An 11,603-nucleotide genomic window follows, 5' to 3' on the forward strand; every position below is an offset into this window, starting at 1 on the left:
AGGCGCGCTTTGGCTTGGGTATTCATGATTAACACCGCATTGGCGCTTGTCCGACCTACGCCTGGTTTATATATCGGTGATTCCATTGGCGTAGGTGACACAAGCCCCGGGACTTTGTTGGATATGGGCACATTGTCAACGGGCGCCTGTCACGTTCAGTGCCAAATTTAACATCGGTGCCAGATTTGGCCGCCAATGTCGGAGGCGCGCTTTGGCTTGGGTATTCATGATTAACACCGCATTGGCGCTTGTCCGACCTACGCCTGGTTTATATATCGGTGATTCCATTGGCGTAGGTGACACAAGCCCCGGGACTTTGTTGGATATGGGCACATTGTCAACGGGCGCCTGTCACGATCGGTGCCAAATTTAACATCGGGATTAATCTTTGGCTTTGATGTCCGATGGCGCCGTGCAACGGGCGCGCGGCCCACATTGTGATACTTATTGGCACTGTGCTGGCGCTTATGCCGACCTACGCATACTTTAACGTCAATGATTCCATTCACGATCGGTGCCGAATTTAACCTCCCATGTCGGATGGCGCGCGGCGGAAATCACGCCAAGCTTGCGCGATCGAGAAGGCGCTTATGCCGACCTACGCCTGGTTTATATATCGATGATCCCATTGGCGACGATGACACAAGCCCCGGGATTTTGTTGGATATGGGCACATTGTCAACGGGTGCCTGTCACGATCATTGTCAAATTTGACCGCCAATGTCGGAGGCGCGCGGCATATATCGTGATAATGATTGACACCGCTCCGGCGCTTGTCCGACCTACGCCTGGTTTATATATCGGTGATTCCATTGGCGTAGGTGACACAAGCCCCGGGACTTTGTTGGATATAGGCACATTGTCAACGGGCGCCTGTCACGATCGGTGCCAAATTTAACATCGGGATTAATCTTTGGCTTTGATGTCCGATGGCGCCGTGCAACGGGCGCGCGGCCCACATTGTGATACTTATTGGCACTGTGCTGGCGCTTATGCCGACCTACGCCTGGTTTATATATCGGTGATTCCATTGGCGACGATGACACAAGCCCCGGCCAGGTNCAACGGGCGCCTGTCACGATCGGTGCCAAATTTAACATCGGGATTAATCTTTGGCTTTGATGTCCGATGGCGCCGTGCAACGGGCGCGCGGCCCACATTGTGATACTTATTGGCACTGTGCTGGCGCTTATGCCGACCTACGCCTGGTTTATATATCGGTGATTCCATTGGCGACGATGACACAAGCCCCGGCCAGGTGTTGGATATGTGCACATTGCCAACGGGCGCCTGTCACGATCGGCGCCAATTTTAACCACCCATGTCGGAGGTTACCCCTTCATCTCCGCGGCGAAGTTGAGCATGCGGTTGAGTGGGATTAACGCTTTTTCGCGCACGTTATCATCAACGTGAATTTCATGCTCTTCGCCGCCGTTTTCAAGTGCGTTTTCAATCGCTTTAAGGCCGTTCATGGCCATCCAAGGGCAGTGGGCGCAGCTGCGACAGGTGGCGCCAGCGCCGGCGGTGGGGGCTTCGACAAGTTCTTTTTCCGGCACCATTTGCTGCATCTTATAGAAAATGCCTTTATCAGTGGCGACGATCAGCTTTTCGTTCGGCAGCGTTTGTGCCGCTTTAATCAGCTGGCTGGTTGAGCCGACCGCATCCGCCATTTTCACCACGCTCGCCGGGGATTCAGGGTGAACGAGAATCGCGGCATCAGGATAAAGGTGTTTCATTTTTTCCAGCGCTTGGGCTGAGAATTCATCATGCACCACGCATTCGCCTTGCCATAAGACCATGTCAGCGCCCGTTTCTTTTTCGATATAGGCACCAAGGTGGCGATCTGGGGCCCAGATAATTGGCTTATCTTGGCTGTCTAGGTGCTCGACAATCTCTAACGCGATGCTTGAGGTGACCACCCAATCGGCACGCGCTTTGACGGCGGCCGAGGTATTGGCATACACCACCACGGTGTGGTCTGGGTGTGCGTCACAAAACGCGGTGAATTCATCGGCAGGACAACCTAAGTCTAACGAGCACTCGGCATTAAGCGTTGGCATTAAGACGGTTTTCTCTGGGGTGAGGATTTTAGCGGTCTCCCCCATAAAACGTACACCGGCGACAATCAAGGTACTTGCCGAGTGTTGGTTGCCAAAGCGGGCCATTTCTAACGAATCGGCGACACATCCACCAGTTTCTTCCGCGAGGGCTTGGATCTCTGGATCCGTGTAATAGTGAGCAACAAGCACCGCGTCTTTTTCTTCTAACAATTGTTTGATGCGTGCAACGTGTTGTTTTTTCTCTTCGTCACTCAGTGCCACAGGTTTCGGCGGAAAGGGGTAGACCCTTTGCGACGTTTCAATCACTTGGCTCATGGGATTACTCATGCTTACTTCCAGTCCGGGGCTTCCAGTCCGGGTAGTATAACGTGAGTAGAGCTAGAGTCCTAGAGCGGAGGTCTTAGAGCCTAGGTCCTAGGAATAGATTACGGGATACGGAAAGAGGCTAGAGGCTAGAGGCTAGAGGCTAGAGGCTAGAAAATATTCTAGGCCCGCTCTACGCTCTTTCTAGTTTCTAGAAGCGAAGCGCCTAGCCTCTCCTTCGTTACTAGTTTCTGAAAGCGCAGCGCTCTGTATTCATTATCCTAGATCCTAGGCCCTAGGATCCTAGGACCTTGTTGCCTACATCGCGTTTTTGGCTTGTTTGGCGCTGGTTGAGTCTGGGTAGGTATCAATCACTTGTTGGAAGTATTGATTGGCTTGGTCGCCGTTACCTTGTTTTTGTGCAATCAGACCCAGTTTCAGCAAGGCATCCGGGCGTTTGTTGGAGTCTTTAAACTCACTGACTGCCGTGAATTCTTGGCTGGCTTGTTCAAACTTACGTTTGGAGAAATAAAGCTGGCCGAGCCAATAGTGGGCATTGGCGGTGTAGACCGACTCTGGGTATTGTGAAAGGAACGCTTTAAATGCTTTGGTAGCCCCTTGGTAATCTTTCTCTTTTAAGATCAGATTAACGGCGGCTTCATAGGCTGCATTTTCAGTTTGATCCGCGGTGTAGTTCGCGGCTGACTTGTCTTCAGCCTTTTTTTCAGGCTCTGCAGGTGCTGATTGCTTCGCCGTTCTTAGGGTATCGATTTCTCGATAGAGATCGCGTTGGCGTTCTACCATTTGTTTGATGTCGTAGCTGTTACGCTCAACACTGCCGCGTAACGTGCTTAGCTCTTGCGCCATTTGATCAAGTTGGCGTTGCATATCCAGCTGCATTTGGTTGCGCGCTTGTAGCATACGTTCTAGACGATCAACGGCAGAGCCACCCGCCCCTACTTCTGTCACCGGAGCAGATGTGGCAGCCACGGGGGCTGCCACACTCACCAGTAACGCCAGCGCGAGGGTTCGCACAGAGTTACTGTTTATTTTCATACTCGTTTCCACTACCTATCGGCTGGATTAGTACACTAATACCGAACGACGGTTTTTGGCGTAAGCTTCTTCGCTTTGGCCAAGGACCAGCGGTTTTTCTTCGCCGTAGCTCACGATAGAGATTTGGCTAGCTGGCACACCCAACGCTTGTAGGTATTTAGACACCGCTTCAGCACGGCGCTCGCCCAGTGCGATGTTGTACTCTGGGGTACCGCGCTCGTCAGCATGGCCTTCAACGACTACTTCCATCGCTGGGTTGTCACGCAGGTAAGTCGCGTGGGCATCCAGCATGTCTTCGTATTGTGGCAGTACTGATGAGTCGTCAAAGTTGAAGTAAACGGTTTGCGACTGACGCAGCTCTTGGTTACGAATTTGTTGCTCTGTCATTGAGCCTTGGCCGTCAACCGGAGAAACAACGGTGGTGCCATTTTGGTTGGTTGATTGGCCAGCATCACTGCCTGTTGAGCTATCGTGTGAGCTACACGCAGCCAGTGTAAACATCGGCAGTGCCACCGCCAGACCTTTCAGTACTTTATTGATTTGCATTCTATTTTCCTTTTCTAGAAAGTTAGCGTACGTTGTTTAAAATTTAAAAACTACAGGTAAGGTGACCAGGCTGGTGCACGCACGCGCCCGTTGGTTGCCGGTAACCGCGCTTTAAAGCGGCCGTCTACAGAGACGAGTGACAACACATTCTTACGTCCATATACCGAGCTGTAAATCACCATGCTGCCATTTGGCGCAATGCTTGGCGACTCATCCAACAAGGTTTTGGTTAGGATTTGCACCGCCCCGCTGTTTAAGTCTTGCTTTGCAATGTTGTAGCCAGACGATGATTGATTGACCATAATCAAGTGACGGCCATCCGGTGTCAGTTGCCCACCCATGTTCTGATTGCCTTGCCACGTGATACGTCGGCTAGTTCCGTCGTCTAAATTTACGCGATAAATCTGTGGTTTGCCACCCCGGTCAGAGGTATAGATAAGCGAGTTACCATCAGGATCCCAAAATGGCTCGGTGCTGTTGGCGCGCCCGTGGGTAATTTGCGTCAATTTTTTGCTGTTCAAATCGAAGGTATACACCTGCAAGCTACCGGTTTTGGAGAGCACCAAGGCTAACTTGCTGCCATCAGGGGAAAACTGTGGCGATCCATTGTGACGCGGATAAGACGAAATCTTCTCGCGCTCACCGGTGTAAATATCCATGACAAAGATTTCGGCTTGGCCATTWTCAAAACTGACGTAGGCGAGCTTGCGGCCATCCGGTGACCAAGACGGTGACATCAAAGGCTGCTTGGAGCGCAGGATCAAACGCTCGTTGTAGCCGTCGTAATCCGATAACCGCAGCTGGTAGGGATAGTCGTTTTCTTTATCAATCACCACATAAGCGATACGCGTTAAGAACGCGCCCTTTTCGCCGGTGAGCTGCTCATAAACAATATTGGAAATCCGGTGCGCATAGCGGCGTAAATCGCTCTCTTTGACTGTGGCGCGGTTATTCACGAGTAAGTGATCATCGGTTTGCACTAGCTTGCCATCGGCACCTAGGCCTTTACTGTCTCCGCCAGTGAGCTGGCCTCGAACGATATCAATCAGCTGATAATCAATTTGATAGCGACCGTCAGATGTGGGAGTAATGGTGCCTGTGACCACCGCATCTACCCCCAACGAGGTCCAGGCGTTGTAATCTACGTCAGTATCGCTATACGGGGTTTGCGGCATCTCGCTGACCGCCAGCGGGTTAAACTTACCGCTGCGGCGTAAATCAGAGCCGACTACGCCAGAAATATCTTCCGGCAATTCGCCTTGCCCTTTCCATTGAAACGGGATCACGCCAATCGGGCGCGCGGTATTCACCCCTTCGGTGATCACCAATTTCAGCGCAGCGTGTGCCGGTTGCGTCAGTATCGACAGACAGGCAAAAAGCATCACCATCGCGGCGATACGCCATGTTCGCAAACGATCCTGACTCTTGCTTGTCACACTCTTTGTGCCACCGCAGGGGCTCACTTCCATCATGTTTGGTATCCTGTCGTTTAGTTAGGTCTAACGGTCAACTCGATATCACGTAGTTTGGCAATAATATCGCCATCTTCCGGCATTGGAAACTGGGACACAGACGCCACCGCGGTCTTGGTCGCGCGGCACAGTCGCGTGTTGCCCGCCTTTTCTTCCACATTAAGTAGCAGGCCAGTGGGCGACAAGCGCATATWCACCACGCACTCTTGGCCACTGAGGCCATCGTCTACGATAAGCCGTTGCTGGATCATCTGTGTAAAAATGGCGCCGTACCGCGCCACTTCGTCTTGAATAAATTGCCCACGTGCGCTTTGCCGTTGGCTGGCTTCCGACTCAAGGCCCGAGAACAAATCGTTCAGCGCTGCCTCTTGCTCTTGTTGCCGTCGCTTCGCCTCTTGCGCTTTGCGTTCTGCCTCTTGGCGCGCTTGTTCGGCTTTGCGCGCCTCTTCTTCCGCTTTTTTACGCTCGGCAAGCTTACGCTGTCGCTCAGCTTCGGCTTTTTTCGCTTCTTCCTCGGCTTTACGTTGCGCAGCGAGCTTTTCTTGCCGCGCTTTTTCCGCTTTCTCCGCCGCGAGTTCCGCTTTGCGCTTCTCTTCTAACTTGCGCTGGCGTTCGCGTTCGGCCCGCTCGGCTTTTTGCTTGGCAATACGCGCTTGCTCTTCCGCTTTGGCCTGTTGCTCGGCAATCCGCTTTTGCTCTTCCCGTGCTTGACGTTCCGCTTCTAGCTTTTGTCGCTTCACGTCGCGAAGGCGCTGCTCTTCTTGCTCACGCTGCTGCTCAAGGCGTTTCGCTTGCTGCTCTAACCGTTTGAGTCGCTCCGCTTCTTCACGCTTTGCCTGGTTACGTTGCTCACGAATTTTCTTCGCCTGTGCATTGACCACGGCCGGATCAATCACGGTAGCTTCAATGGAGCGCCCAGCTTTCGGGGTTGGCTTGGCGTCTGAGGTGAAATCTGCCCCCCATAACAGCACAATCACCAACAACACGTGTAGCCCGCCGGAAATGGCAAGCGCTGGCACCAGTGAGTCTTTTTTCTTGCTTTTGGTCGCCTGATCGCGATGGTTTGGCTCGTTCATCACCCTCACCTACGACTCGTACGGCTCGGTCATTAAGCCCACTGACGACACGCCAGCTTGGTTTAATGCATCAAGCGTTAGGATGATTTCTGAATAAGGCACCCGGCCATCACCGCCCACTAACACCGGCGATTTGGGGTTTAGCTGCAGCTCAGCTTTAACGCGCACCAGAATTTCTTCCAAGCTCAAACCGCGCGTCATATCACCATTGTTGACACTGAGTCCGAGTTGCCCGTCTTTATCCACTTCCACAATGATAAAGGCGCCGCTGTCTTCCTCTTCTGCTAGCTCTGCCGCGGTTTTCGCTTGTGCCGTTTGTGGCAGATCCACATCCACGCCCTGAGTCACGAAGGGGGCGGTCACCATAAAAATAATCAGCAGTACCAGCATCACATCAATGTAGGGGACGACATTGATTTCCGCCGTCATCTTGCGCCGCTTAGGTTGATACGCCATGGATCACTCCTGGGTTGCCGCAAACGCTTGACGATGAAGAATGCTAGAGAACTCTTCCATAAAGTTCATGTAGTTATGCTCAAGTTTGCCCACTTTAGCCGTCAGACGGTTGTACGCCATGACCGCTGGGATCGCAGCGAACAGACCCATTGCGGTCGCCACCAAGGCTTCAGCAATCCCGGGCGCTACCATCGCCAGCGTGGCCTGCTTTACCGCGCCCAAAGCGATAAAGGCGTGCATAATGCCCCAAACGGTGCCAAATAGGCCGATGTAGGGACTGATTGAGCCCACGGTGGCCAAAAACGGCAGATGGGTTTCCAGCTCTTCCACCTGTTTTGATAGCGACACACGCATCGCCCGCGAGGTGCCTTCCATCACCGCTTCAGGCACTTTGTCATTGCTGCGATGCAAACGCGCGAATTCTTTAAAGCCGGCGTAAAAAATCTTCTCGCTGCCGGTCAAATTGTCTTTGCGCGCTTGCACTTCTTGGAATAGTTGAGAAAGATCGATCCCGGACCAAAATCTGTCTTCAAACCGTTCCGCTTTGCTAAACGCTTGCTGCATGACCTTGGAGCGCTTGATGATCATCGCCCAAGACACCACTGACATACCCAGTAATATCAGCATCACTCCCTTGACAAGCAAACTTGCTTGCAAAAACAGGTCGAGAATGGAAAGTTCAGCGGTCACGTCATCATCTCCGATTTAATCTGTGTTGGAATCGATTTGGGTTTCATGGTTGTTGGGTCGACACAGGCTATCTTAACCGTCGCCGCACACAATGCTTTTTGATCAGAATTCACCAAGCTTTGACAAAACGTCATGCTGGCGCGCCCCATGGCTGACACTGTAGTGACAACCTCCAGCGCGTCATCAAGCCGAGCGCCATGGTGAAAATCAATGTCCATATGGCGTACCACAAAGGCCGTATGCTCGGCAAAGAGCGCTTGTTGATTGACACCGATCTCACGCAACAGTTCAGTGCGTGCCCGCTCAAAGTAATTGAGGTAATTGGCGTGGTAAACCACTCCCCCGGCGTCCGTGTCTTCATAATACACACGGATGGGCCAGCGAAACGGCGTTGATTCTGTCATGTCTTTACCCATGATCGGTTTTCGATAGGCAATTACTATACCTAAGTTGTGGATGTATAGAAATGCCGAGACCGCGCGGCTGGCGGATTGGTCGCCCATCAAGCGGTCGAGAAGTGATGTGCTGCAAAAAACGCGCAATTACTCACGCTAAAGTGATGAAAAAAGCACCACTCGGGTGCTTTTGTCATTCATTTGTCACTTTGCACTTGCTCACCGAGCGGTTGACTCAACTAGCGCAGCCACATCAAGGCGAGCAAAAGAAGGGAGACGCCCCACCCCAATGGCGGCCAGGTGAGCCATCGGCTCCACTTGCCTTGCGCGGTGAAACCGACGGCATGGATCACCCCGACGCAGGTCGCGTAGAGCAGCCCCACGCCCATCGGAAACGTCACCCCACCCATGCGCTGAGCAAAGGCTTCTGGCGCCCACATCACTTGGCCGCCCCAGCACAGGGCACTGGCCAATGAGAGCAGCCGCCAAAGGCCAGTAAAGTGCTGGCCTAAGGGCGCAGGTTGGCGCTCACTCATTGTCGTGATCCATCGCTTCGGTGTGCTCCAACCATAAGGCATTGATAATGCCAAAGGCGCATGCCAGCAGCACACCAAGAATCCACGTGAAATACCACATATGCAAGCTCCTTAATCAGTACAGTGAATGGGTGTTGTCTTCAATATATTGCGCGTCTAGGCGACCAAACATCTTAATGTAGCACCACAGGGTGTAAGCCAAGATAATCGGCACAAACACCGCGGCGACAATCGTCATAATTGACAAGGTCAGCTCGCTAGAGGTGGCATCCCACATGGTCAAGCTGTGGCCGGGGAAAGTGCTCGATGGCATCACAAAGGGGAACATTGCGATCCCCGCGGTCAAAATCACGCCCGCCACGGCTAAACTCGAGAACAAGAAGGCCCAGCCGCCGCGCTCAAGACGCGACGCCAGCAGTGCCAGCAAGGGCATCACCGCACCGACCAGAGGTGCTAACCAGAGAATTGGCATCGCTTGATAGTTACGCATCCAAGCCCCGCTTTGCAGTGCGACCTCTTTTGCCAGTGGGTTAGACGCCGCTTGATTCGCCGCATCACTGACCACCACAAAACCATCCATATTTTGTACCCAGAAGCCTGCCGCCACAAAGAGGACTGTGGTAAGCAGTGCACAGAGCTGAGCCACATTACGTGCACGTACATGCAGCGCATCGGTGGTTTTCAGTTGCAGCCAGGTTGCCCCTTGCAACACCACCATAAACAGGCTCACCAATCCACACACCAAGGCGAACGGATTAAGCAGCGCAAAAAAGCCACCTGTGTAAGTTGGGATCAAAAGATCGCTAAGCTGGAACGGCACCCCTTGTAGGAGATTACCAAAGGCGACCCCGAAAATGACCGGTGGCACAAAGCCGCCCAGCACCAGGCCCCAATCCCACGCGGTACGCCAGCGTGGATCATCGATTTTTGAGCGATAGTCAAAGCCCATAGGACGGAAAAACAGCGCCGCCAGCGTGACCACCATCGCGATATAAAAACCAGAAAAGGAAACCGCATACACCAACGGCCAAGCAGCAAAGAGCGCCCCGCCAGCAGTCACTAACCAGACTTGGTTACCTTCCCAGTGAGGGGCAACAGCATTAATCATCACCCGACGTTCGCTGTCGGTTTTGCCGATCAGGGTAAGCAAAGCGCCCACCCCCATATCAAAGCCATCGGTGACGGTAAAGCCAATCAGTAACACGCCTATCAGCACCCACCAGATCAGGCGTAACATTTCATAATCAAACATGCTCTCTCTCCTTATGCTTCAATCTGGCGGCTGAAATCCGCTTCTGGATTGCCTTTTTGTTCAAAGTGGTAGCGGCCGGTTTTGAGGCTACTTGGCCCCAAGCGCGCAAACTTGAACATCAGATAAAGCTCGGCGACGAGAAAGACGGTGTAGAGCGAGCAAATCGCCACCATCGAGAAAATAATATCGCCAGCGGCCAGGTTAGACGCCGCGACATGCACAGGGAGGATTTCCCCCACCGCCCAAGGCTGACGGCCATACTCGGCAACAAACCAACCGGCTTCGCATGCGATCCACGGCAGCGGAATACCAATCAGCGCAAGCTTCAGTAGCCAGGGTTTTTCATCGATACGCTGACGGCAGGTTTGCCAGAACGCCATGCCAAAAATAAACAGCATCGCAAAGCCACAGGCTACCATGATCCTGAAGCTCCAGAACAAAGGCGCCACTTGCGGAATAGAGTCTTGCGCCGCTTGCTGAATTTGCCCTTCCGTCGCATCCACCACCTTATCGGTGTACGGTTTGAGGAGCAGGCCATAACCGAGATCGTTTTTCACTTCATTGAACGCGGCTTTGGTTTCCGGTGATTTCTCGCCGGCACGCAGTTTTTCCAACAACGCATACGCCTGCATGCCGTTGCGGATACGAGTCTCGTGCTCAGCGATCAAATCGGTTAAGCCTGTCACTTCTTTATCCAATGAGCGCGTGGCAATGATCCCCATCGCATAAGGGATTTTGATCGCATAATCGGTCYGCATGGTTTCTTGATTCGGCAGCCCCACCACGGTGAACGCCGCTGGCGCTTCCTCGGTGTGCCATTCGGCCTCAATCGCCGCCAATTTGACTTTTTGCACATCGCCCAGCTCGTACCCGGACTCATCACCTAAGATGATTACCGACAAAATAGCCGCCATGCCAAACGAGGCAGCAATCGCAAACGAGCGACGTGCGAAGGCGAGATCACGCCCTTTCAGCAGGTAGTAGGCACTGATACCAAGGATGAACATCGCCCCTGTGGTATAGCCAGCAGCAACGGTGTGAACAAACTTCACCTGTGCGACGGGGTTAAAGACCACATCAGCAAAGCTCACCATCTCCATACGCATGGTTTCAAAGTTAAACTCTGAACCCACGGGGTTTTGCATCCAGCCGTTGGCGACCAAAATCCATAGCGCGGAAAAGTTAGAGCCTAATGCCACCAGCCAGGTGGTGACCAAGTGTTGACGCTTACTGAGACGATCCCAACCAAAGAAGAACAGGCCCACAAAAGTGGATTCAAGGAAGAAGGCCATCAGCCCTTCAATGGCAAGCGGGGCCCCAAAAATATCCCCGACATAGTGGGAATAGTAGGCCCAGTTGGTTCCGAATTGAAACTCCATGGTGAGACCAGTGGCCACCCCAAGCGCAAAGTTAATTCCAAACAGCTTGCCCCAAAACTTGGTCATGTCTTTGTAGATTTGCTTGTCGGTCATCACGTATAACGATTCCATGATGGCCAGCAAAAATGCCATGCCCAGAGTTAAAGGAACAAACAGGAAGTGATACATCGCGGTCAGCGCAAACTGCAGCCGCGATAAATCGACGATATCGGTAATCATGGTCACTCCTTTACACCGTTTTCGGTGCCGATACTGGCGTATCGCTCGTTTTACTCTCTCACCCAACACGGCAGTCAAAACAACTGGCTGGCGCGGGGAAAGCTACACACTTCTTAATTGACTGCTTGCATGTTACACAGTTGAAACACCAAGGTTATTATAT

Annotated in this window: 12 protein-coding genes; all 12 read right to left on the reverse strand. The window is 52.7% G+C overall.

From position 1 onward, the window contains the following. Positions 1-1,331: 1,331 nt before the first annotated feature. The 12 genes from nadA to cydA all read right to left on the reverse strand — a co-directional run bounded on the left by nadA (position 1,332) and on the right by cydA (position 11,437). The gene (nadA, locus tag BZG14_RS13345) at positions 1,332-2,375 is read right to left on the reverse strand and encodes a quinolinate synthase NadA (RefSeq protein ID WP_077608964.1); all 1,044 of its coding nucleotides are present in this window, start codon (positions 2,373-2,375) and stop codon (positions 1,332-1,334) included. A 306-nt stretch (positions 2,376-2,681) separates the two neighbouring features. After that, complete coding sequence (gene ybgF / locus BZG14_RS13350; RefSeq protein ID WP_077608968.1) at positions 2,682-3,413, reverse strand: tol-pal system protein YbgF; 732 nt, start codon at positions 3,411-3,413, stop codon at positions 2,682-2,684. Between the two features lie 33 nt (positions 3,414-3,446). Further along, on the reverse strand, positions 3,447-3,965 hold the full coding sequence (pal, locus tag BZG14_RS13355) for a peptidoglycan-associated lipoprotein Pal (protein ID WP_077608965.1): 519 nt from the start codon (positions 3,963-3,965) through the stop codon (positions 3,447-3,449). A 50-nt stretch (positions 3,966-4,015) separates the two neighbouring features. Continuing rightward, positions 4,016-5,353 (reverse strand): Tol-Pal system beta propeller repeat protein TolB, encoded by a 1,338-nt coding sequence (tolB, locus tag BZG14_RS13360; protein ID WP_108743565.1) that lies wholly within the window; start codon positions 5,351-5,353, stop codon positions 4,016-4,018. 101 nt (positions 5,354-5,454) lie between these two features. After that, positions 5,455-6,513 carry a cell envelope integrity protein TolA gene (gene tolA / locus BZG14_RS13365; protein WP_077608966.1) on the reverse strand — a complete coding sequence of 353 codons (1,059 nt, stop codon included), beginning with the start codon at positions 6,511-6,513 and terminating at the stop codon, positions 5,455-5,457. A gap of 9 nt (positions 6,514-6,522) precedes the next feature. Beyond that, complete coding sequence (gene tolR / locus BZG14_RS13370; protein WP_046075367.1) at positions 6,523-6,969, reverse strand: protein TolR; 447 nt, start codon at positions 6,967-6,969, stop codon at positions 6,523-6,525. 3 nt (positions 6,970-6,972) lie between these two features. Further along, positions 6,973-7,659 carry a protein TolQ gene (gene tolQ / locus BZG14_RS13375; protein ID WP_069361239.1) on the reverse strand — a complete coding sequence of 229 codons (687 nt, stop codon included), beginning with the start codon at positions 7,657-7,659 and terminating at the stop codon, positions 6,973-6,975. Then, positions 7,656-8,063, reverse strand: coding sequence for a tol-pal system-associated acyl-CoA thioesterase (ybgC, locus tag BZG14_RS13380; RefSeq protein ID WP_077608970.1), 408 nt, complete (start codon positions 8,061-8,063; stop codon positions 7,656-7,658). The genes tolQ and ybgC overlap by 4 nt, the downstream gene beginning before the upstream one ends. Before the next feature lie 230 nt (positions 8,064-8,293). Then, positions 8,294-8,590 (reverse strand): cyd operon YbgE family protein, encoded by a 297-nt coding sequence (locus BZG14_RS13385; RefSeq protein WP_069361238.1) that lies wholly within the window; start codon positions 8,588-8,590, stop codon positions 8,294-8,296. Next, the gene (cydX, locus tag BZG14_RS13390) at positions 8,583-8,690 is read right to left on the reverse strand and encodes a cytochrome bd-I oxidase subunit CydX (protein WP_021024361.1); all 108 of its coding nucleotides are present in this window, start codon (positions 8,688-8,690) and stop codon (positions 8,583-8,585) included. The genes BZG14_RS13385 and cydX overlap by 8 nt, the downstream gene beginning before the upstream one ends. 15 nt (positions 8,691-8,705) lie before the next feature. Further along, on the reverse strand, positions 8,706-9,842 hold the full coding sequence (gene cydB / locus BZG14_RS13395) for a cytochrome d ubiquinol oxidase subunit II (RefSeq protein ID WP_077459135.1): 1,137 nt from the start codon (positions 9,840-9,842) through the stop codon (positions 8,706-8,708). Between the two features lie 11 nt (positions 9,843-9,853). Then, the gene (gene cydA, locus BZG14_RS13400) at positions 9,854-11,437 is read right to left on the reverse strand and encodes a cytochrome ubiquinol oxidase subunit I (RefSeq protein WP_198532066.1); all 1,584 of its coding nucleotides are present in this window, start codon (positions 11,435-11,437) and stop codon (positions 9,854-9,856) included. Positions 11,438-11,603 lie beyond the last annotated feature (166 nt).

The sequence above is a fragment of the Salinivibrio sp. IB282 genome (genome assembly GCF_001995685.1).
In the GTDB taxonomy this organism is placed as follows: Bacteria; Pseudomonadota; Gammaproteobacteria; order Enterobacterales; family Vibrionaceae; genus Salinivibrio; species Salinivibrio kushneri.